The 20,658-nt window shown below is 69.0% G+C and carries 20 protein-coding genes; 7 read left to right on the plus strand and 13 right to left on the minus strand.

The window, feature by feature from the left end; translation table 11 throughout:
- Positions 1-19 precede the first annotated feature (19 nt).
- The gene (locus C8D81_RS18385) at positions 20-1,495 is read left to right on the plus strand and encodes an MDR family MFS transporter (protein WP_229237984.1); all 1,476 of its coding nucleotides are present in this window, start codon (positions 20-22) and stop codon (positions 1,493-1,495) included.
- Here the strand turns inward: C8D81_RS18385 and solA are convergent.
- Genes solA through C8D81_RS18405 form a run of 4 tightly spaced genes read right to left on the minus strand, consistent with a single transcriptional unit; the run spans position 1,410 to position 5,150 of the window.
- The gene (gene solA, locus C8D81_RS18390) at positions 1,410-2,561 is read right to left on the minus strand and encodes an N-methyl-L-tryptophan oxidase (protein WP_094400234.1); all 1,152 of its coding nucleotides are present in this window, start codon (positions 2,559-2,561) and stop codon (positions 1,410-1,412) included. The two genes, C8D81_RS18385 and solA, sit on opposite strands and share 86 nt — an antisense overlap.
- Positions 2,561-3,322: an amino acid ABC transporter ATP-binding protein gene (locus tag C8D81_RS18395; protein WP_133626569.1), complete on the minus strand. Its 762-nt coding sequence runs from the start codon at positions 3,320-3,322 to the stop codon at positions 2,561-2,563. The genes solA and C8D81_RS18395 overlap by 1 nt, the downstream gene beginning before the upstream one ends.
- Complete coding sequence (locus tag C8D81_RS18400; protein ID WP_094356073.1) at positions 3,319-4,239, minus strand: amino acid ABC transporter permease; 921 nt, start codon at positions 4,237-4,239, stop codon at positions 3,319-3,321. Before C8D81_RS18400 ends, C8D81_RS18395 begins: the two co-directional genes overlap by 4 nt.
- On the minus strand, positions 4,239-5,150 hold the full coding sequence (locus C8D81_RS18405) for an ABC transporter substrate-binding protein (protein ID WP_166646889.1): 912 nt from the start codon (positions 5,148-5,150) through the stop codon (positions 4,239-4,241). Before C8D81_RS18405 ends, C8D81_RS18400 begins: the two co-directional genes overlap by 1 nt.
- A 189-nt stretch (positions 5,151-5,339) precedes the next feature.
- Between C8D81_RS18405 and C8D81_RS18410 the strand changes: the two genes are divergently transcribed.
- Positions 5,340-6,242, plus strand: a complete 903-nt coding sequence (locus C8D81_RS18410) for a LysR family transcriptional regulator (RefSeq protein WP_094405713.1) — start codon at positions 5,340-5,342, stop codon at positions 6,240-6,242.
- Here the strand turns inward: C8D81_RS18410 and C8D81_RS21805 are convergent.
- Together C8D81_RS21805 and C8D81_RS18415 are read right to left on the minus strand one after the other, a co-directional pair.
- Positions 6,239-6,370, minus strand: coding sequence for a hypothetical protein (locus C8D81_RS21805; protein ID WP_267489859.1), 132 nt, complete (start codon positions 6,368-6,370; stop codon positions 6,239-6,241). The two genes, C8D81_RS18410 and C8D81_RS21805, sit on opposite strands and share 4 nt — an antisense overlap.
- 39 nt (positions 6,371-6,409) lie before the next feature.
- Positions 6,410-7,309, minus strand: a complete 900-nt coding sequence (locus tag C8D81_RS18415; protein WP_094429938.1) for a LysR family transcriptional regulator — start codon at positions 7,307-7,309, stop codon at positions 6,410-6,412.
- Between the two features lie 117 nt (positions 7,310-7,426).
- Between C8D81_RS18415 and C8D81_RS18420 the strand changes: the two genes are divergently transcribed.
- Positions 7,427-8,659, plus strand: coding sequence for an MFS transporter (locus tag C8D81_RS18420; protein WP_094405711.1), 1,233 nt, complete (start codon positions 7,427-7,429; stop codon positions 8,657-8,659).
- 3 nt (positions 8,660-8,662) lie between these two features.
- Here the strand turns inward: C8D81_RS18420 and C8D81_RS18425 are convergent, their stop codons facing one another.
- Positions 8,663-9,352, minus strand: coding sequence for a DUF2848 domain-containing protein (locus C8D81_RS18425; RefSeq protein WP_094405710.1), 690 nt, complete (start codon positions 9,350-9,352; stop codon positions 8,663-8,665).
- A gap of 109 nt (positions 9,353-9,461) precedes the next feature.
- Here C8D81_RS18425 and C8D81_RS18430 point away from each other — a divergent pair, with 109 nt between their 5' ends.
- Complete coding sequence (locus tag C8D81_RS18430; protein ID WP_094405709.1) at positions 9,462-10,799, plus strand: MFS transporter; 1,338 nt, start codon at positions 9,462-9,464, stop codon at positions 10,797-10,799.
- Here C8D81_RS18430 and C8D81_RS18435 read toward each other — a convergent pair.
- Positions 10,780-11,466, minus strand: a complete 687-nt coding sequence (locus C8D81_RS18435; protein WP_094405708.1) for a GntR family transcriptional regulator — start codon at positions 11,464-11,466, stop codon at positions 10,780-10,782. The genes C8D81_RS18430 and C8D81_RS18435 overlap by 20 nt on opposite strands.
- Before the next feature lie 53 nt (positions 11,467-11,519).
- On the opposite strand from C8D81_RS18435, the gene C8D81_RS18440 reads away from it, so the two are divergent.
- Both C8D81_RS18440 and C8D81_RS18445 read left to right on the plus strand, forming a co-directional pair.
- A complete protein-coding gene (locus C8D81_RS18440; RefSeq protein WP_094405707.1) occupies positions 11,520-12,317 on the plus strand; it encodes a carbon-nitrogen hydrolase family protein in 798 nt (265 codons plus the stop codon).
- A 16-nt stretch (positions 12,318-12,333) separates the two neighbouring features.
- On the plus strand, positions 12,334-13,638 hold the full coding sequence (locus C8D81_RS18445; RefSeq protein ID WP_133626571.1) for an MFS transporter: 1,305 nt from the start codon (positions 12,334-12,336) through the stop codon (positions 13,636-13,638).
- A 208-nt stretch (positions 13,639-13,846) separates the two neighbouring features.
- Here the strand turns inward: C8D81_RS18445 and C8D81_RS18450 are convergent, their stop codons facing one another.
- The 5 genes from C8D81_RS18450 to C8D81_RS18470 form a co-directional block, all read right to left on the minus strand.
- Positions 13,847-15,385: a hypothetical protein gene (locus C8D81_RS18450; protein ID WP_133626572.1), complete on the minus strand. Its 1,539-nt coding sequence runs from the start codon at positions 15,383-15,385 to the stop codon at positions 13,847-13,849.
- A gap of 163 nt (positions 15,386-15,548) precedes the next feature.
- The gene (locus tag C8D81_RS18455; RefSeq protein ID WP_094356063.1) at positions 15,549-16,292 is read right to left on the minus strand and encodes an SDR family oxidoreductase; all 744 of its coding nucleotides are present in this window, start codon (positions 16,290-16,292) and stop codon (positions 15,549-15,551) included.
- Between the two features lies 1 nt (position 16,293).
- On the minus strand, positions 16,294-17,271 hold the full coding sequence (locus tag C8D81_RS18460; RefSeq protein ID WP_094356062.1) for a 4-hydroxy-3-methylbut-2-enyl diphosphate reductase: 978 nt from the start codon (positions 17,269-17,271) through the stop codon (positions 16,294-16,296).
- Entirely contained in the window at positions 17,268-17,993 is a 726-nt protein-coding gene (locus tag C8D81_RS18465) for a FadR/GntR family transcriptional regulator (protein WP_094356061.1), read from the minus strand. Before C8D81_RS18465 ends, C8D81_RS18460 begins: the two co-directional genes overlap by 4 nt.
- Positions 17,990-19,327, minus strand: a complete 1,338-nt coding sequence (locus C8D81_RS18470) for an NAD(P)H-dependent oxidoreductase (RefSeq protein WP_094356060.1) — start codon at positions 19,325-19,327, stop codon at positions 17,990-17,992. The genes C8D81_RS18465 and C8D81_RS18470 overlap by 4 nt, the downstream gene beginning before the upstream one ends.
- A 259-nt stretch (positions 19,328-19,586) precedes the next feature.
- On the opposite strand from C8D81_RS18470, the gene C8D81_RS18475 reads away from it, so the two are divergent.
- Positions 19,587-20,657, plus strand: coding sequence for a 2-keto-3-deoxygluconate permease (locus C8D81_RS18475; RefSeq protein ID WP_094356059.1), 1,071 nt, complete (start codon positions 19,587-19,589; stop codon positions 20,655-20,657).
- Position 20,658: the final 1 nt, after the last annotated feature.

Genomic DNA, 20,658 nt, shown 5'->3' on the forward strand with positions numbered 1-20,658 from the left:
CGGTGCGAGATGATCAGCGGTGACAGATGAAGCGGTGACCCGAGCCGGCGTCGGTCTGCGCTCCGAACGCGGACCGGTCCTGCTGGCGGTGATGCTCAGCACCGGCCTGGTCGCCATCGACGCCACCATCCTGGCGACCGCGGTGAACGCGATCGTCGGCGACCTGGGTGGGTTCACCCAGTTCCCGTGGCTGTTCTCGGTCTATCTGCTCGGGCAGGCGGTCGCGGTGCCGATCTACGGCAAGATCGCCGACCTGGTCGGGCGCAAGAAGGTGATGCTCTTCGGCGTCGGCATGTTCGTCCTCGGTTCGATCCTGTGCGGTTCGGCCTGGAACATGACGGCGCTGATCGCCTTCCGCGCGATCCAGGGGCTGGGTGCCGGGGCCGTGCAGCCGATCGGGATGACGATCATCGGCGACATCTACACCGTCGCCGAACGGGCCAAGGTGCAGGGTTATCTGGCCGGGGTGTGGGCGGCCGCGTCGGTGATCGGGCCGACGCTCGGCGGCTTCTTCGCCGACTACGCGGGCTGGCGCTGGATCTTCTGGATCAACATCCCGCTGGGCGCCGCGGCCGCGATCGTGCTGATCCGGCGATTCCACGAGAACGTCACCCCGACCCGGCACCGGATCGACTACGCCGGCGCGGGGTTGCTGGCGATCGGCAGCGCGCTGCTGGTGCTGGCGCTGCTGGAGGGTGGTACGCGGTGGAGCTGGGTCTCCTGGGAGAGCGGCCTGGTGCTGGGCGGCGCGGCCGTCGCCCTGCTGGCGGCGGTCATCGTGGAACGACGCGCGGCGGAACCGATCCTGCCGGGGTGGGTGCTCGGCGAACGCACCCAGGGCCCAGCCAATCTGGCCGCGCTGCTGGTCGGGGTGGTGCTGATCTCGCTGACCACCTACATCCCTCTCTACGGCCAGTCCGCACTGCGCACCTCGGCCCTGGTCGCCGGGCTGGCGCTGGCCGCGCTCACCATGGGCTGGCCGGTGGCGGCCGCCAACGCCGGCCGGCTCTATCTGCGGATCGGTTTCCGGGCCACCGCCCTGGTCGGCGCGCTCGTGGTGACCGCCGGGTCGGCGTCGCTGCTGCTGCTGACCGCCACCAGCTCGATCTGGCAGGTCGCGGCATCCTGCTTCGTCACCGGTATCGGCCTGGGTCTGCTGGCCCCCTCGACGATGGTCGCCCTGCAGTCCGCGGTCCCCTGGGAACGCCGCGGGGTGGCCACCGGCGCCAACATGTTCGCCCGGTCCCTGGGCAGCGCCCTCGGGGCGGCGATGGCCGGCGCGCTGGCCAATGCGGCCCTGGCGGTCCCGGTGGGATCGACCGGCATCCAGCCGGGCATGTTCACCCCCGAACAGATCAGCACCGCGGCCCGGACCGTGTTCCTCGGCACCACTGTCGCGGCCGCGATCGCTATCGGGGCGGTGCTGCTGATGCCCCGCGGCGGTGCCGGGAAGTCGGAGCGAACGACTCCGGAAGCCTCGCCCGGCCGCCGGTGACCAGCTCGGCGACCGCGTTCCCGATGGCCGGTGCCATCTTGAACCCCTTGCCCGAGAAACCGGTCGCGCAGAACACCCCCGGCAACCCCGGTACCGGGCCGACCACCGGCATCGCATCGGGGGTGTAGAGGTCGGTGTAGGCGTCGGCACGGATCGGGTCCGGGCGCAGCCCGGGCAGGAACCGGGTGACCGCATCGACCATCACCTCGGTCTCCCAGGTGTCGTGGCGCCGTTGCACCGCGTCCGGATCGGTGATGTCGCGGGCTCGGACCGCGCCCGCCACCTTCACCGCGCCCCCGTCCACGGCCGGGGCGCCATAGAGATGCACCCCCTCGCTCTCCCGGATGAAGACCGGGAACCGGTCCGGCCCCCACAGACCCGGGTCCAGCGGCGAGAACCAGGACAGTGGCACCCGGCGGGGCGCGAGCTCCAACCCGGGCAGGAAATGCGCGCTCCAGGAGCCAGCGGTGATCACCGCGGTACGCACCCGCCAGACACCGTCCCGGGTGCGGATGCTCACCCCCTGCTCGTCGGCGGTGAAGTCCTGCACCGGTGCGTACCGCTGCACCCGCGCCCCCTGCTGTCTGGCCCGGTCGGTGGCGACCACGACCGCCAGATCCGAGCGGACGAATCCCGCCGACGGATCGTGCACGACGATCTCACCGGGCAGCAGGGCATGCTGCGGCCAGCGCCGTTGCGCCTCGTCGGCGCCGACCGATTCGACCTCGATCCGGGAGGCCCGGGCCGAATCCAGCAGCCCCCGCAGGTAGGCCCCGGCCGGGTCGCCGATCGACAGCCCGCCGATCTGCTGCAGCAGCGATGCCCCGGACACCCGCTCCAGCTCACGCCACAGTTCCCGGGCCTCGCTGAGCAGACCGGCGAACGCGCTCCCCTCGGCGTACGCCATCCGGAAGAGCCGGGTCTCCCCGCCGGCCGCACCGCGATCGTGGCCGGGGGCGTACGCCTCGAACCCGACCACGTCGATCCCGCGGTCCGCCAGCTGCCACAGCGTCATGCTGCCGACCGTGCCGCAGCCGATCACCGCGACCTCGGCGTCGAAACCCATCAGAGCACCTTGGCCAGGAAAGAACGGGTGCGTTCGTGCTGCGGGGCGGTGAGCACCTCACGCGGGTGCCCCTGTTCGACGACCATCCCCTCGTCCATGAACAGCAGCGAGTCGCCGACCTCGCGGGCGAAACCCATCTCGTGGGTGACCACGATCATCGTCATCCCGGCCTCGGCGAGGCCACGCATCACATCGAGCACCTCCCCGACCAGCTCCGGATCGAGCGCCGAGGTCGGCTCATCGAAGAGCATCACCTTGGGCTTCATCGCCAGCGCCCGCGCGATCGCCACCCGCTGCTGTTGTCCGCCGGAAAGCGAAGCAGGATAGGAATCGGCCTTGTCCGCCAGCCCGACCCGCTCCAGCAGCTCGGTCGTCAGCGCCGCACCGCTGCGGCGGGTCTCCCGGCCGAGCACGGTCGGCGCATAGGCCACGTTCTCCCCGACCGTCATGTGCGGGAACAGGTTGAACCGCTGGAACACCATGCCGATCTCGGTACGCTGCCGGGCGGCGTCGGATTCGGTCATCTCGTACAGCTTGTCACCGCGCCGGCGATAGCCGACCACCTCGCCATTGACGGTGATCCGGCCGGCGTCGATCTTCTCCAGGTGGTTGATGCAGCGCAGGATCGTCGACTTGCCGGATCCGCTCGGACCGATCAGGCAGCACACCTGGCCGGCGGACACCTCGAAGTCGATGCCCTTGAGCACCTCCAGCGGCCCGAACGATTTGTGCACGCCACGGACCGTCACCAGCGGGGTCATCGCGCCTTTCCTTCCACGCTTCGATTCCTGCGTTTCCGGGTCCGGGCGACCAGGGTGGTGCTGCCGCGGCCGAAGTGTCGTTCGATGTAGTGCTGGCCGATGCCGAGCACGGTGGTGAAGACCAGGTACCACAGCGAGGCCACGATCAGCAGCGGGATCGTCTGATAGGTGCGGGAGTAGACGATCTGCGCGCTGTGCAACAGATCCCCGACGCCGAGCACCGAGACCAGCGAGGTGTTCTTCAGCATCGAGATCGCCTGGTTGCCGGTCGGCGGGATGATCACCCGCATCGCCTGCGGCAGCACGATCCGCCCCAGGATCCGACCACGGCCCAGCCCGAGCGCCTGGGCCGCCTCGGTCTGCCCGCGGTCGACGCCGAGCAGACCGCCGCGGACGATCTCGGCCATGTACGCCGCCTCGTTCAGCGTCAGCCCCAGCAGGGCGGCGCTGAGCGGGGTGATGAACGCATTCGCGCTGCCGCTGTAGAACGTCGGACCGAACGGGATCCCGATGGTGATCACCGGGAACAGGGCGGCCAGGTTGAACCAGAAGATCAACTGGATCAGCAGCGGCGTACCGCGGAAGAACCAGATGTAGAGACCGGCCGCCCCGGAGACCAGCGGATTCCGGGTCATCCGCATCACCGCCAGGACGACGCCGAGCAGCACGCCGAGCACCATCGAGATGACCGTCAGTTCGAGCGTGAGCAGCGCACCCCGGGCGATCGCCTTGTGGGTGAAGTAGTGCCGGACCACACCCCACTCGAAGCGTGGGTTGGTGGCCAGGATCCACAGCAGCCAGGCGCCCAGCAGCGCCACCACGACCGCACCGATGATGGTGCCGGTGCTGCGCCGCGGGACGATCTGCAGTTCCTCCTCCGGGGTCGCGGACCGGGTGGCCGATTCCACGGTGGACATCACGCGCTGCCCGTTTCCTTGACCGCCTCGGTCACCACCGCGTTGTCCATCCCCCACTTGGCGTAGATCTGCTGGTATTCGGGACGCTGGATCAGGGTCTGCATCGCCGCCTGAACGGCCGGTGTCAGATCGGAGTCCTTGGGCAGTGCGATGTCGACCGCACCCTTGTTCATCTCATCGACCAGTTCGATGGTGCCGGGCCGCTGTTTCGCTGCCCAGGCGAGGATCGGTGAATCGGCGAGCACCGCGTCGATACGTCCGGTGGTCAGCTGCAGGATCGCCGCGGTCTGGTCCGGCAGCACCACCTGGTTGATCGCCGGCTTGCCCTCCTTGGTGCATCCGTCGGACAGTTCGGGCAGCCGCTGGGTGTGCTGGATCGATCCCTGCTGGACGGCGACCGAGGCGCCGCACAGGTTCTTGGTGGTGAGCGCCTTCGCGTTGCCCTGCTGGACCGCCAGCGACGTCCCCCAGGCGCCGTAGCGGACCATGTCGAGCACCTTGATGCGTTCGGCACTCGGGGCCATCGAGGAGACCGCCATGTCGTACCGCTTCGACTGCAGGCCCGGGATGATGCCGTCGAACTGGACATCGGAGATCGTCACCTCGACACCGAGCAGCTTGCCCAGGGCCTGGGCGATGTCCGGGTTCAACCCGACGATGGTGGTGTTGTCCTCGGCGCGGAACTTGGTCGGTGCACTGGACACGTTCATCACCACGGTGACCTTCTTGGCCTGCTTCACCCGCTCCGGCAGTTTGTCCGCCGCGGCCTGGTCGACGGTGAGCGTGTTCAGATCGACCCCGGTGGTGTTGGCACCGCCCGGCTGGGCTCCCGTGTCACCGCCCGAGCTCGGCGCCGGGCCCTCGGTGCAGGCACTCAGCGCGACCAGGCTGAGGGCGGCGGCGACGGCCACCGCCCTGGGTGCCGTCGCCCTTGACCAACGAGACCGCGTGGATTGACAGATCATGGTGCCCTCCTCGTCGAGCGTTTCGGCCAATGGTGGCCAACACCCCCGTCGCTTGGCCATGCTCCGGGTCTCAGCGATCTGTTCATAAACTGTCAATCATTTGCTGATGGACACCGAGGAATCACCGAGGGCTCGATGCTGAACCCGATCCACCTGCGGACGCTCGCCGCCGTGCTCGAACACGGCACGTTCTCCGCTGCCGCCCAGTCGCTGGGTTACACCACCCAGGCGGTTTCGCAGCACATCGCGGCACTGGAGAAGTCCACCGGATTGGCACTGTTCGAACGGCTGCCACGGGGCATCCAGCCGACGTGGTCGGCGCGCTATCTGCACGACTCCACCGCGAATGCGCTCGCCACCTTGATGGCGGTCGAGCGGGACGCGATCTCGATCGCCGCCGGAGACCGTGGCGAGATCCGGCTCGGCGGATTCCCGACCGCGAGCCGCCAACTCATCCCGGTCGCACTGGCGCGCTTCACAGCCGAGCATCCGGATGCGATCGTCTCCTTCGATCAGGGCAGCCTGGAGGAGATCCTGACGATGGTCACCGAGGGAGTGCTGGACCTGGGGGTGGTGTTCGAGAACGATCTGGGCACCCCGGAGGTCCCGGAAAGCCTGGACCGGTTGAAGTTGATGACCGAGACCCGCTCCTTGCTGGTGCCGGCCACCCATCGGTTCGCGGGACGGGACGCGGTGGGGATCGAGGAGCTGGCCGAGGAGACCTGGGTGGCCAGCCAGCAGTCACCGGTGCTGCAGCGGTTGTGCTCCGCGCACGGTTTCGAGCCGCGGATCGCCCACCGTACCGACGATTTCGATGTGATGCGGGCCCTGGTCGGTGCCGGTCTGGGGGTGGCGGTGGTGCCGGCGCTGGGGCTGCTGCCCGAACGTGATGTGGTCATCGTCGCGACGCGTACGCCGCTGCCGTCGCGTCGGGTGGGGGTGGTCTGGCGCCGCTCCAACACCAACCCGCTGCTGCCGAAGCTCGTCGAGGCTCTGCGGACCGGGGTCGAGCACTACTTCCAGACCTCGCACCCCTAGTGCAGGGCCGCGGTGATCGTGTCCGCATCGAGCGGGCGATCGGCATAGATCTCGTGGAACCGATCCAGGTCGGTCAGCACCGGGGTGCGCAGTCGCAGCCGACCCCGTTCCACGCACTCGTTCGACACATCGGCCACGCTATCGCCCCCGGACGGGAGCACACCGCATCACTCGCGTCGGTCACGCCACTGGCCGACCAACTCGACCAGCGCCCGGGCCGCCGCGCTCGGCGTACGGTCCTCGCGCACCGCCAGGAACACCGGCCAGTCGAGATCGGCCTGTCCGCCCACCGGCACCACGACGACCCCGGCCGGTAGATCACCGGAGAGCAGATAGTCCGGCAGCAGCGCGATCCCGAGCCCGTGCCGCACATAGTCCAGGCCGGTGGACAGATCGGCGATCTCGAGGGTCACCCGACGCTGCACGCCGGCCTCGGCGAATGCGGCATCGGTGACCGCGCGGGTGCCGTACCCCTCGGGTCCGTCGATGAAGTCGCGGCCGGCGAGCTCCCCCAGCTCGATCCGGTCGCGGCCGGCCAACTCGTCACCGGCCGGCACCACCAACCGGAGCACCGACTCGGCCACCTTGATCCGCCGGATCCCCGGTGGCGCGCCGCGGGTGGACAGGAAGGCCAGATCGATGCGTCGCTCGTGCAGCGCGGTCAGCAACCCCTGTGAACCGGAGGCGGCGGCGCTCATCAGCACCTGCACCTGCGGATGGCGACGGTGGTACTCCCCCAGGATCGCGGGCACATCGATCAACCGGATCGCGGTCATCGTGCCCAGCCGCAGGGTCCCGGTCAGCTCGCCCTCGTCCCCGGCGGCCGCCTCGCGGGCCTGCTGGGCGGCATCGAGGACGGCGTACGCCTCGGCCATGAACCGCGTCCCGGCCTCGGTCAACCGCACCTGCCGGGCGCTGCGGTCGAGCAGCAGGACCCCCAGGTCGCGTTCCAGGTTCTTGATCGAGGCGGAGACCCCGGACTGCACCACATGCAACCGCTGCGCGGCCCGGGTGAAGCTCAGTTCCTCCGCCACTGCCAGGAAGTGCTCCAGCTGCCGCAGCTCCACCTGCCACCACCTATCTGAATCAGTGATCATTTCTAGCAGATTTGTTCGTTGGATTTGCTGAGTTGCATGCCGCAGAGTGGTTCCTGAAGCAGTACGCGCGCCCGAAAGGTCACCCCGTTGTCCGCCAGCACCCTTGATCAGATCGCCAGCAGTCGAACCGATTCCGCCCGGCACGGCCGGGGCTTCTGGTTCGTCACCTTCGCCTTCCTGGTCGGGATGGCGTTCTCGACCGTGCCGACGCCGCTCTATCCGCTCTACATGCAGGCCGACGGCTTCTCCACCTTCATGGTGACCGTGGTCTTCGCTGTCTATGCGGTGGGTGTGGTGATCAGTCTGCTGCTGGCCGGCCACGTCTCGGACTGGGTGGGCCGCAAGCGGATCCTGGTCCCGGCGCTCGGGCTGGAACTCATCGCCGCACTGATCTTTCTCACCAGCACAGCACTTCCGGCGCTCATCGTCGCCCGGATCATCACCGGCCTCGGGGTCGGCATGCTGACCGCCACGGCGACCGCCCACCTGCACGAACTGCACTCCGCACACCGCCCGCACGCCTCTCCCCAGCGGTTCCAGATCGTCTCGACCGCGGCGAACATCGGCGGTCTCGGCGCGGGCACTCTGGTCGCCGGCATCCTCGCGCAGTGGCTGCCGGTCCCGCTGCGCACCCAGTATCTGGTCTTCGCCGCGCTGCTGCTGGTCTCGATCGTCGGCATCGCACTCACCCCGGAAACCGTGTCGGTGCAGCTGCAGCGCCGCTATCGCCCGCAGCGGGTCAGCATCGACCACGGGGACCGGGCCGGATACCTGGCGGCCGCCGCCGCGGCGATCGCGGCCTTCTCGGTGTTCGGCCTGTTCACCTCGGTCGCGCCGGGTTTCGTCGCCGGTGACCTGCACCGTCCGTCCCGGGCGCTGGCCGGGGTGATCGTCTTCGCGGTCTTCGGCGCCGCGGCGATCGCGCAGACCGGCACCGGCCGGCTCCGCGAGACCGCGCGCCGCCCACTCGGCCTGCTGCTGCAACTGGTCGGGCTGGCGGCCCTGGTGACCGGGATGCTGCTGGCCAGCCTGGCGTTCTTCCTGATCGGGGGCGTCCTCAGCGGCGCCGGGGCGGGCGTGCTGTTCAAGGACGCCGTCGGCAAGGTGATCGCGATGTCGACCCCCGAACGCCGCGGCGAGGCGCTGGCCGGGCTCTTCCTGATCGGCTATCTCGGCCTGATCGTACCCGCCCTGGGCATCGGGCTGGCCGCCGTCGAATTCCCTGCCAGCACGGTGATGATCGGATTCTCGGTGCTGCTGGTGGTGCTGCTCGCCGCCATCGCGCTCAGCGATGCGCGGCGGCGGACGGCCGCGGCCTGAGCCTCACTCGATCGGCTCCGGCAGCACCCGGATGGCGTAGGCCACCTCGATGGTCCCACCGGTGACCGGGTCGGCGAGCTCGACCCGCCAGCGGTCGGCGAACTGGTCCACTCCCTCGATCATCAGCACGGTGCCCGACATCAGCACCGTGCCCGGTTCGGCCAGGCCCCGCTCGGCGAGCACCCCGAGCCAGTGGTCGGGGGTCAGCAGGTCCGCGCAGCTGCCGTCGGAGATCAGCTCCTCCGAGCCCTCGCCATGGGTCACCCAGGCGCGCAGACTGATCTGGTCCAGGTGGTCCCGCACGTCCCGCAGGGACCAGGCCCGGTCGGCCAGCACGTCGGGGCTGGCGTTCTTCGACCAGGCGACACCGTGCACCTCGAGTGCCCGGTCGGTGTGGTCGCAGGCGGCGGTGAGCAGCACCTCCCCGTCGTCGGCGATCACCAGCGCCCACTCGGCCTCCCCCGAGGTGCGGGCGTGCTGCACCTCGACCAGGTCGACCTGCTGGGCGAGATAGGGCGAGATCGGATAGAGGGTCGGCACCGTCGAGGGTCCGGGTACGCCGAGTTCGGCCAGTTCGTCGATGTGTGCCTGCACCGCTGCGGTGTCCCGGCCGGCATAGCCGGCGTTGAGGGTACGCCGGACCTCGACCCGGCGGGTCGATCCATCCGGGAGCGTGAAGCTGAGGGTGGTCATGCGGGCGTACCTCCGAGGTGACGAGTTGGCTACGGACCGATGCAAGGCTGTTCAATCCCCACTAGGTATGCCTAATGTATACAGCTAGTATCGAGACGAGGGAGTCCCCATGGCCGAAAGCAGCACCGCGCTGCCACCGCAGACCGCCGAGGAACGGCGGAATCTGCGCAAGGCATTCGCCGCCAGCCTCTCCGGCACCTCCCTGGAGTGGTACGACTTCGCGCTCTTCGGCGCCGTCACCGGCACCGTGTTCAGCCGGCTCTTCTTCGAGGGCTCGGATCCGGCGATGGACACCATCAAGGCCTTCCTCACCTATGGCGCCGGGTACGTCGCTCGCCCGATCGGCGGCATCTTCTTCGGCCGGCTCGGTGATGTGATCGGCCGCAAGAAGGTGCTGGTCTGGACACTGCTGCTGATCGGCGTCGCCACCTTCGCGATCGGCATCCTGCCGACCTATGCCCAGGTGGGCATCTGGGCGCCGATCCTGCTGGTGCTGATGCGCTTCCTGCAGGGTGTCGGCGTGGGTGGCGAGTGGGGCGGCGCGGTGCTGCTGTCCAGCGAGTTCGCCCGACCCGGCACCCGCGGGCTGTGGGCCTCGGCCGCCCAGACCGGCGTACCGATCGGTTCGGTGGCCGCCAACCTGCTGCTGATCATCATGACCGCTTCGATGTCACCGCAGGCCTTCCTCAGCTGGGGTTGGCGGGTGGCGTTCTGCCTGTCGCTGGTGCTGGTCGGTTTCGGGCTGTGGATCCGGCACAAGCTCGAGGAGACCCCGGTCTTCCAGAAGCTCGTCGAACAGGGCGAACCGCCCAAGGCGCCGGTCACCGAGGTGCTCACCACCCAGACCCGGGCACTGCTCGGTGCGATCTTCACCCGCTTCGGCCCGGACGTGCTCTACGCCTTCTTCGCGGTCTATGTGATCACCTGGTTGCAGACCGGCCCGAACCGGCTCACCAACACCCAGGCGCTCACCTGCACGATGACCGCCGGCGCCCTGCAGATCGTCACGATGCCCTTCGCCGGTTGGCTTTCCGACCGGATCGACCGCCGCGTGCTCTACGGCGTGGCCGCGGTGCTCGGCGGCATCTGGGCCTTCGTCTTCATCGCCATGCAGACCACCCGCAGCTTCCCGCTGGCCCTGTTCGGCGTGGTCGTCGGGTTGCTCTGCCACTCGTTCATGTACGCCCCGCAGGCGGCCCACATCGCCGAGCAGTTCCATGCCCGGTTGCGCTACACCGGTTCCTCGCTGGCCTACACCTTCGCCGGCATCTTCGCCGGCGGGCTGGCACCGACGGCGTTCGCCTTCTTCATGAAGCAGTACAACAATTCCTGGCTGATCGCGGTCTACATCGCGGTGGCCTGCGTGATCACCATCATCGGACTCGCGATGGGCCGGGCCGTCGTCGACGACGCCGACGACGCCCTGGTCACCGAGAATGTCCGCTGAACGGGTGGCGGGCGGCGCGCTCGCGGACCAGCCCGCGGGTGGTGCTCAGATGATCATCGATCGCCCGGTGCGCAGCGGGCAGGTCGCCGTCGATCAGCGCGTCCAGAATCGCCTGGTGCTCGGCACACACCGACGCCATCCGGTTCGGATGCCAGAGCACCGCCTCGATGCCGACCAGCATCTGCCGGGCCCGCAGTTTGGCGTACAGGGAGGCGAAAAGCCGGTTGCCGGCCGCATCGACCAGGGCCTGGTGGAAGTCCCGGTCCAGGGTGATGAACTCCTTGAACGACGCCTGGTCGTCGACCTCCAGCTCCTGCTGACGCCCGAGCAGGTCTCCCATCGCCCGACCCGGGACGGTGCTCTCGTCGATGGTGATGCTGGCCGCGTGCTTCTCCACCACCCGGCGGACCTCGAACAGGTCACTCACCTCACGCGGCCCGACCTTGGGGATGTACGCCCCGCGCTGCGGGATCAGCTCCACCAGGTCGTCGGCGACCAGCAGCAGCAGCGCCTCCCGCACCGGCGTCCGCGACACCCCGATCTCGCTGGCGAGCTCCTGTTCGTTGAGAAAGGTGCCGTGCCGGTCGGGATCGGTGAGGATGTTGTCGCGGAGATATTCGTACGCCCGCAGCCGACCGGTGGTCGGTGCGGCCTCGGGTGTTTCCATGGTTCAGAGTTAACACCACACCCCACAGTGGACGCAGAGGACAAGGACGGATCATGAAGGTCGCAATCGCCCAGATCAGCTCCGGCCGCGAGGTCGCCGACAACCTGCGCCTGGTCGCCGAACAGACGACCGCGGCCGCCGACCGGGGCGCCGAGCTCGTGGTCTTCCCCGAGGCGACCATGCGGGCCTTCGGGAACAACCTCACCGAGATCGCCGAACCGATCGACGGCCCCTTCGGACAGGAGGTCTCCCGGATCGCCCAGGAGGCCGGAATCACCGTGGTGGTTGGGATGTTCACCCCGGGTTCGGAGGGGAAGGTGCGCAACACCCTGCTGGTCGCCGGCCCCGACGGGGAACGGATCGGCTACGACAAGATCCACCTCTACGATGCCTTCGGTTTCGCCGAGTCCGACACGGTGGACGCCGGCAGCGAGGCGGTCCGGATCCCGATCGGTGACGCCACGGTCGGGTTGTCGATCTGTTACGACGTCCGCTTCCCGCAGCTCTACATCGACCACGCCCGGGCCGGCGCCCAGGTCGTCGTGGTCAGTGCCTCCTGGGGCGCCGGGCCGGGCAAGCTGGAGCAGTGGAAGCTGGTCACCCAGGCCCGCGGAGTGGACGCCACCGCCTTCGTGGTGGCCAGCGCCCAGGCCGATCCGAAGGCCAGCGGGGTGGACGCCAGGCCGGGTGCGCCGACCGGGGTGGGGCACTCGCAGGTCATCTCGCCGTTCGGTGAGGTGCTCGCCGAGGCCGGTGCCGGCTCGGAGCTGCTGGTCGTCGACCTCGATCTCGACAGGGTCGCCGAGGCCCGCCGGAGCCTGCCGGTGTTGGAGAACGCCAGACTGAGCTGAAAGGATCAGGCCCGACATGGGGTCGAAGCGGGCGTGGGTGATCTGGTCGGCGGCGCTGTTCTCGTACAGCATCGCCGTGCTGCACCGCACCTCGCTCGGGGTCGCCGCCCCGCAGGCGGCGGAGCACTTCGGCATCCAGGCCGGATTGCTGTCAACCTTCGTGGTGCTGCAGATCGCGGTGTACGCCGGCAGCCAGATCCCGGTCGGGCTGGCGTTGGACCGGATCGGTCCACGGACCATGATCACCCTCGGTGCACTGTTGATGGCTTCGGGTCAGTCGCTGCTGGCCTTCTCGCCCTCACTGCCGCTGGCATTCACCGCACGGATCCTGGTCGGGGCCGGCGATGCGGCGACCTTCGTCTCGGCGATCCGGTTGCTGCCGTTCTGGTTCCCGGCGTACCGGATCCCGCTGCTCACCCAGCTCACCGGCGCGATCGGCCAGATCGGGCAGATCCTCAGCGCCGTGCCGCTGGTCTGGCTGCTCGGCAGCCAGGGCTGGCGGGTCGGTTTCGCGGCCTGCGCGATCGCCGGGTTGATCTCGGCGGTCTCCTGCTGGTCGCTGATCCGGGACAGCCCGCATGGCCCGGTCCGCCGACGGGAATCCAGCCCGGAGAGCTTCATCAGCCAACTGCAGGCGGTGGTCTCCCAGCCGGGGACCTGGCTCGGCTTCTTCTCCCACTACACGGTGGGTTTCGCGCCGATGGCCTTCGCGCTGATGTGGGGTTTCCCGTTCCTCACCGCCGGCGAGGGCCGCTCCCCCGCCGTGGCCGGGTTGCTGATGACCGCATTCGTGCTCGGCAGCATCATCACCGGACCGGTCGTCGGCCAGCTCACCCGGGCGCATCCGCTGCGCCGCAGCAATCTGGTACTGGCCGCCTCGATGGCGGGTCTGGTCCCGTGGGTCGTGGTGCTGCTCTGGCCCGGCCCGGCGCCGACCTGGCTGCTGGTGCTGCTGGTCGCCGGGTTGTCGATCGGCGGTCCGGGATCCTCGATCGGTTTCGACTTCGCCCGGACCGCGAACGACCAGCGCCGACTCGGTACCGCGACGGCGGTGGTGATCATGGGTGGTTTCCTCGGTGCCCTGGTCGCGGTGCTGCTGATCGGCGCGATCCTGGATGGGATCAGCGGCGTTGGCGGCGCGGGGTATGACCTGCACGCCTATCGCTGGGCGATGGCGGTCCAGGTGCCGATGTATCTGGTCGGCCTGATCGGCATCTATCGCAGCCGGCGCAGCACCCGGCGCCAGATGGCCAGCGAGGGCCTGATCGTGCCCGCCTGGTCCGAGGCCCTGCGGCGGGAGTACCGCCGGCTGCGCCGCTGACCGCCACGCTCATCGAGTAACCCGCGCAGCGAGCATTTCCTTCACGCTCCTCGAGTAGCTCGCGCAGCGAGCATTTCCTTCACGCTCCTCGAGTAGCTCGCGCAGCGAGCGTGTCGAGAGGAGCCCGAGGCGGGCTGCTCATCTCGACACGCTCGGCATTGCTCCGCTTCACTGCGCATGCCGCGCTACTCGATGAGCGTGCGGAAACCTAGCCCGGGTTGGGAATCAGGGCAGGCTGGGATTCCGAAAGGTCGCGGAGGCGTTGGGCTTTGCGGGCGCGGCGGAGCCGCTCGCGTTCGCGAGCTTCGTCGGCTGCTTGTTCGGCTTCGGCCTGTTCCCTCCCCAGTTGGGTTCGCCCGTTGCACAGGGTCTCCCAGAGAAGCTTTTCGGTTCGGGAGAGTGAGGCGGCCGGGTCGTTGATCAGGTGGTCGGGTGGGGGATGGTCCCAGGTGCCGTGGGGGCTGACCCAGGCTTCCTGCCCGGCGGGTGTTTTCCAGTGGAACACCCCGGGGGAGGGTTGTTCGACCCGGAATCCGGCGTGGGTTCTGGCGCGGTGGGCTGGCCGGTTCAGCGGCCCCAGGTTGTCCGAGCTGGTCGGTCCCTCCGGGGCGGGAATGGTGTGGTCGAGGTCGATGCCGCGGCCGAACGCGCTGCGGTTGGATCGGGGGAACATCACATACCGGTCGCGGAGTTTGATGCGCATGGCGAGCTCGTCGCTGGGTCGGTAGGTGTTCACCATCACCGGGGCGGCCAGGTCGATCACCGGCCGCACCTTCACGGTCCCACCGCAGCGCTCCAGCAGCTCTTTCAAGTGTTGCAGGGTGACCGGCCCGAGGGCGTCGCCTTCACCACCACGGCGGTTGGCGAGGTCTTTCTGGTGGACGTGCAGGATCAGCTCGGCACCGTGCCGGCACCGCTCACTGGTGGGGGTGACGATCTCGCCGTGCTTGTTGACCACCTCACCGCCAGGGGTGACGGTGGCGCCGTCGAACGATGAGGGTTGCAGCAGTTGCCGGGCACGCTCGGGATGCGCCAGGTGCCCCAGGGCTTCGACCCGCAACTCATCACGACTGGCGGTGGAACCGCCGGCCTTGAGCACATCCGCGAGGCGGTCGAGGGTGCCGTTCAGGTGTGCGGCGTCACCGGCGTCGAGGTTGGCGTAGAGGTCGGTGATTCCCGGGGTGTTCCGATTGGGTGTGAACTCCACGCGGCGCTGCCTCTTCGCGGCCTGGCGTTCGGCTTCCTTGTCATCGTTGAGCATCAACGCGACCTGAGCCTCGGTCGTCGCGACCGCTCGCTTCGGCGTCAGGGGCACCAGCCGCAACGCCCACAGGGAGTCGAACTCGCGCGCCTGGGTGAAGGACAGCTGCAACGCGGCCCGGGAGACATCGCGGGCGACCCAGACGGGAATGTCACAGTCCAAGGTGGCCTGCCACAGGATCGGATGCCGATGACGCAGGTTGAGCACATCGGCGGTCCACACCTGCGCAGTCTCCGGTGAACACCCCAGCGACATCGCCAACTCGAGATGGAAGAACTCGGTGATCCCCGGCGTACCGTCCGCACCGGGGAACACGAGCTGCTCCCCGTGGAGGACGCGGGCGGTCAACTCGTCGGTGTGGGTGTTGAGACCGGAGTAGGTGTCACAGGCGGCGGCGATCGCGACCAGGCGGCGGGCTTCGGCCTGGGCGATGGTGTCGCTTTCGGCGCGGATCGCTGCGAACACTTGGACTCGTTCGGCGGACATCTTTGGTCACCCCCTCTCGACTGCTACATCCAATATTAGTCATTGTGTTCGAATAATTCAAGAGGTTTGAGGGGATCTTTTCGGGTTCATCTCGACACGGTCGCTGCGCGACCTACTCGACGAACGTGCGTACCGGTCGCTGCGCGACCTACTCGATGAACGCTCAGCCGCGGCCGGCGAAGGGCATGCCGTTGGCCATCACCATCAACTCGGGTACCGCGACCTCGAAGGGCAGGGCGACGAGATCGGCGATCAGGGTGGCGACGTGGGCGGGGTCGAAGGTGGGCTCGGCGCGCCGGCTGCCGTCGGGTTGCAGCGCCTGCACCATGCCACTGGTCATCGCGGTCGCGGCGTTGCCGATGTCGAGCCGAGTGGCGGAGATGTTGTCGGCCCGCCCGTCCAGCGTGATCGAGCGGGTGAGCCCGGTGATCGCGTGTTTAGTGGTGGTGTAGGCCACCGACTGCGGCCTCGGCACATGGGCGGAGATCGAAGCATTGTTGATGATCCGGCCGCCGCCGGTGCGCCGCATCAGGCGTACCGCGGCCCCCGCGCAGAACACCGGACCGGACACGTTGACCTTCCAGATCTCGTCCCAGTCGGCCGCCGAGATCTCATCGACCGCACCGGGCGGGCCGAAGCTGCCGGCATTGTTGAACAACACGTCGCAGCGGCCGAAGGCCTCCTCGACGCTGGCGAACAACCGGGCGACCTGGCTCGGGTCGGTGACATCGGTCGGCACGGCGAGCGCGCGCTCCGCGGCGCTCTCCACTCCGGCGACGGTCTCGTTGAGCGCTTCGGCGCGTCGGCCGGCCAGCACCACGGTATGGCCCCGACCCAGCAGGTCCGCCGCGACGGTCCGCCCGATCCCGGAGCCCGCCCCGGTGACGACGACGACCCGCTCGGTCATCTCAGGCCCGCGACTTCGCGCCGACGGCCTTGCGCAGTTCCGGCGGCAGGGCGAAGACCAGGCTCTCCTCGGTCAGCCGCTCCTCCTCCGCCTTCGGGAATCCCTTGCTCTCCAGCAGTTCCAGCACTCCCTGCACCAGCACATCCGGTACCGAGGCGCCGGAGGTGACGCCGACCGAGGACACCCCCTCGAGCCAGGCCTCGTCGACCTCGGCGGCGGTGTCGACCCGGTGGGCGGCCTTCGCACCGGCCTCCAGGGCGACCTCGACCAGACGTACCGAATTCGAGGAGTTCGCCGAGCCGACCACGATCACCAGATCCGAGTGCGCGGCGATCTGCTTGACCGCCGCCTGCCGGTTGCTGGTGGCGTAGCAGATGTCATCGCTCGGCGGGTCGATCAGATTGGGGAACTTCTCCCGCAGCCGGCGTACCGTCGCCATCGTCTCGTCGACACTGAGCGTGGTCTGGGAGAGCCAGGCGACCTTGTCGGGATCGCGGACCTCGACACCGTCCACGTCCTCGGGCGACTCGACCAGGATGATGTTCTCCGGTGCCTCACCGGAGGTGCCCTCGACCTCCTCGTGACCGGCATGGCCGATCAGCAGGATCTGCAGGTCGTCGCGGGCGAACCGCTTCGCCTCGTGGTGCACCTTGGTGACCAGCGGGCAGGTCGCGTCGATGGTCTGCAGGTGCCGGGTCCGCGCCTCCGCGTGCACCATCGGCGAGACCCCGTGTGCGGAGAAGACCGTGATCGACCCCTCGGGAACCTCGGCGAGTTCGTCGACGAAGATCGCACCGCGCTCGGTCAGCGTCTCCACGACATGCTTGTTGTGCACGATCTGCTTGCGCACATAGACCGGCGGCCCGTAGTGGTCCAGCGCCTTCTCCACGGTGATCACGGCGCGGTCGACGCCCGCGCAATAACCCCGCGGGGCGGCCACCACGACGCGGCGGGTGGGGTCCGTCTGCTGCTCAGTCATGGCGCCCAGTCTAGGTGCCGGCCGGTACCGGGGGCCGCACTCGGGTGACTGTGCAGCAGGTCGGCGAAGAAGCGGTCCAGATGGCTGCGCACGCCGGCCTCGGCGAACTCGCCGTCCCGGTCGCGGATCGCCTGCCAGATCTGACGGTGTTCGACCTGCACCCCGTCGGCGACCCGGCGCCAGTCGGGCAGTCGGCTGTAGATCGCCACCATCTGCCGGGTGATCGCGCCGCGCAGTCCCTGCATCAGTTCGGCGGCGATCGGATTGTCGGTCATCCGGCAGATGTCCAGATGGAACTGGGCGTCCAGGTCGTTGAACTCGCGGTGTGCGCGCGCCTCGTCCATCGCGGTGATCAGCTCGGCCAGTGCGGCGACCGCCTCCGCATCCGCGACCCGGGCCGCCTCGCGGCAGCTCCACGCCTCGATCGCGATCCGCGTCCGCACGATGTCGGCCTCCCGGTAGTGGCCGAGCACGGTCTGCAGCTCCAGGGTGCTGGCGAAGGTGCTGAACGCCTCGTCGCGGACCAGGGTGCCGGAGCCCCGATCGTTGACCCGCAGCAGACCCTGTGCCTCGAGCACCCGCAGCGCCTCCCGCAGGCTGGGGCGGGAGCAACCCAGCCGGGCGGCGAGCTCGCGCTCCCCCGGCAGCTGCTGACCGGCGCGCAGCTCACCGGAGAGGATCTGGGCCCGCAACCGGTCGGCAGCCTCGCTCCAACTGGTCATCCGAAGCTGGTCTCCAGTTCGCGGCGCAGCCGCACCGTCGGATCGGCCGGGTCGAGTCGGACGTCCTCGGCGCTCACCACGGCCCCGGCGGCCACATCCCGCTCCAGCTTCAATCCGCCGGACAGGCCGAGCGGCAGTGCGCGGGCGGCCAGCGAACTGGCCGCCGGAACCACGTCACCGGTGACAGTCGCGCCACCCTCCCCGTCGAGCAGCTCACCGGCGCGCAGGTCCCGCTTGGCGACGCTGACCACATCGGCGGCGAAGTGGTCCACGTGCCCGGTCGACTCACCGCGCAGCACGGCCTGGGCGACGCTGACACCGAGCTCCAGCCCGATCAGGTGGTAGGGCCGGTAGAGGGCGGCGAACTCACCGGTGTCGTCGGTGACCATCCCGTATTCGGCGAAGCAGCGGGCGGCGTACTCGGTGGGGGCGCGGAATGTCACGTAGACACCCCAGCGCAGGTCCTGCGGCACCTCGGAACCGTCCCGGTCCAGACTGGAGACCACCTCGACGGTGCCGCTGCGGGCGAGTACGCCACCAGCGGTGCGAGGTTTCAGCGCCTGCGGCAGGTCCGGCGCACCGACCGGTGGGAACTCCAGACCGCGCTCGGGCGGCAGCAGGCCGGTGGCGTTGGCGACCGCGGCCATCTCGATCGACGACTTGGTGCCGTCCAGGAAGGAGTTGAACATCTTCGGATTGAAGTCCCCGCCGGCGAGCTGCTCGTCGGTGAAGCCGTAGTGGGACCAGACGGTCTCGGGGGTGGAGGCACGGTATTCGGGGAGGTATTTGGTGCCCTTGCCGGCGCACACGACCTCCATGCCGATGGTGCGGGCCCAGTCGACCAGCTCGGCGATCAGCGCGGGCTGGTCGCCGTAGGCCATCGTGTAGACGACCCCGGCGGCGGCCGCGCGGCGCTGCAGCAGCGGGCCGACGAGCACATCGGCCTCCACGTTGACCATCACCACGTGCCGGCCGGCGTCGATGGCGCGGATGGCGTGTTCGCACCCGGCCACCGGGTGCCCGGTGGCTTCCACGATCACCTCCACCGCGTCGCCGGTGAGGAGCTGGGTGACGTCGTCGGTGACGACGGTGGTGCCGTCGCGGCGAGCCTGGTCGAGTGAGTCCGCGGCGTACGCCTCGGCGGTCCAGCCGACCCGCTCGAGGGCCTGTCGAGCTTTGGGCACATCCAGGTCGCAGATCGCCACCACGTGCAGACCGGGGCTGGTGGGGATCTGAGCCAGGAACATCGAGGCGAACTTGCCGGCCCCGATCACCCCGACCCGGATCGGCCCCTCACGCTCGACTCGGCGTGACATCAGTTGGCTCAGGCTCACGGCGACTCCTCCTCATCGAGGTGTTCTGGTCAGACCGACCGGGGACAGATTCGGTTGGGACAGCGACGTGGCGCTGCGCACTCAGCGAAACCCGGATGGTCCGATCGTGTCAAGAGTTTTGTTGTCACGTGCCAAATGCGCGATCCAGGTATTGACACGGACTCGGGGCGGGAGGTGACGCTGGTCACACATGATCTGACCGATCTGGTCAGACCGTCGTGCCAGCAGCGGGCAGTGTCGCCCGCGGAGAGGACCGGCCATGGAGACCACCGAGAAGCCCCGCGGCGACTGGATCACCCGGATCGGCATCATCCCCGGGGCCCTGATGATCGTGCCGCTGTTCCTGGGCGCGATCGTGAACACCTGGTTCCCCGCCTTCTTGAACCTGGGCGGCTTCACCACCGGCCTGTTCAAGAACGGCACCGCGACCCTGCTCGGGCTCTGGTTCTTCTGCATGGGTGCCCAACTGAATCTGCGAACCACCGGGCCGACCCTCGAGAAGGGGTTCGCGATCCTGGTCGGCAAGGCCGGGATCGGCATCCTGATCGGCCTGCTGGTCGCCTTCTGGGTCCCCGGCGGTGTCCTGCTCGGCCTCACCCCGCTGGCCATCATCGCGGCGATGACGAACTCCAACGGCGCCCTCTACGCCGCCCTGACCCAGCAGTTCGGCAACCACACCGACCGCGGTGCGGTGTCGGTGATCTCGGTCAACGACGGCCCGTTCATCACGATGATCGCACTCGGCGCGGCGGGTCTGGCACAGTTCCCCGCCAAGGAACTGCTCGGTTCGGTGCTGCCGATCATCCTGGGCATGATCCTGGGCAATCTTTCCAAGTCAGCAAGGGAATTCCTGCGGGGTGGTGAGACCCTGCTGATCCCCTTCATGGGGTTCGCCGTCGGCCGAGGGATCGATTTCTCCTCGCTGGTGAGCAGCGGCCTGCAGGGCATCCTGCTCGGCGTCGCCACCGTCGTGCTCTCCGGCCCGGCGGCGATGCTGGTGCTCTGGCTGGTGCATCTGGCGCACCGGCGTCCGAAACCGGTACGCAACGTGGTCGCCGGAGCGGCCGAAGGCACCACCGCAGGCAATGCGATCGCCACCCCAGCAGCAATCGCGCTGGTCGATCCGGCGTACAAGGCGATCGAGGCGGTGGCCACCGCCCAGGTCGCCGCCGCCACGGTGACAACCGCCCTGCTGGCGCCCTTCGTGGTCACCGCGGTGGTCCGCTGGCAGACCCGGCGCGGGGTCGATCCCGCGATCGAGGAGGCCTATTACGCCGCCACCGACCGGCGCGCGTTCACCCGTGAACTGGAGACCACGGCCCGCAGCTGAG

It is taken from the genome of Enemella evansiae, from assembly GCF_004362375.1.
Classification (GTDB): domain Bacteria; phylum Actinomycetota; class Actinomycetes; order Propionibacteriales; family Propionibacteriaceae; genus Enemella; species Enemella evansiae.

Bases quoted from the DNA above. Each gene is read 5' to 3' on its own strand.
- C8D81_RS18410 (WP_094405713.1), top strand. From the start codon at position 5,340: ATGCTGAACCCGATCCACCTGCGGACGCTCGCCGCCGTGCTCGAACAC.
- C8D81_RS18455 (WP_094356063.1), bottom strand. From the start codon at position 16,292: ATGACCGAGCGGGTCGTCGTCGTCACCGGGGCGGGCTCCGGGATCGGG.
- C8D81_RS18425 (WP_094405710.1), bottom strand. From the start codon at position 9,352: ATGACCACCCTCAGCTTCACGCTCCCGGATGGATCGACCCGCCGGGTC.
- C8D81_RS18395 (WP_133626569.1), bottom strand. From the start codon at position 3,322: ATGACCCCGCTGGTGACGGTCCGTGGCGTGCACAAATCGTTCGGGCCG.
- C8D81_RS18400 (WP_094356073.1), bottom strand. From the start codon at position 4,239: ATGTCCACCGTGGAATCGGCCACCCGGTCCGCGACCCCGGAGGAGGAA.
- C8D81_RS18465 (WP_094356061.1), bottom strand. From the start codon at position 17,993: ATGACCAGTTGGAGCGAGGCTGCCGACCGGTTGCGGGCCCAGATCCTC.
- C8D81_RS18445 (WP_133626571.1), top strand. From the start codon at position 12,334: ATGGGGTCGAAGCGGGCGTGGGTGATCTGGTCGGCGGCGCTGTTCTCG.
- C8D81_RS18440 (WP_094405707.1), top strand. From the start codon at position 11,520: ATGAAGGTCGCAATCGCCCAGATCAGCTCCGGCCGCGAGGTCGCCGAC.
- solA (WP_094400234.1), bottom strand. From the start codon at position 2,561: ATGGGTTTCGACGCCGAGGTCGCGGTGATCGGCTGCGGCACGGTCGGC.
- C8D81_RS18435 (WP_094405708.1), bottom strand. From the start codon at position 11,466: ATGGAAACACCCGAGGCCGCACCGACCACCGGTCGGCTGCGGGCGTAC.
- C8D81_RS18430 (WP_094405709.1), top strand. From the start codon at position 9,462: ATGGCCGAAAGCAGCACCGCGCTGCCACCGCAGACCGCCGAGGAACGG.
- C8D81_RS18450 (WP_133626572.1), bottom strand. From the start codon at position 15,385: ATGTCCGCCGAACGAGTCCAAGTGTTCGCAGCGATCCGCGCCGAAAGC.
- C8D81_RS18475 (WP_094356059.1), top strand. From the start codon at position 19,587: ATGGAGACCACCGAGAAGCCCCGCGGCGACTGGATCACCCGGATCGGC.
- C8D81_RS18460 (WP_094356062.1), bottom strand. From the start codon at position 17,271: ATGACTGAGCAGCAGACGGACCCCACCCGCCGCGTCGTGGTGGCCGCC.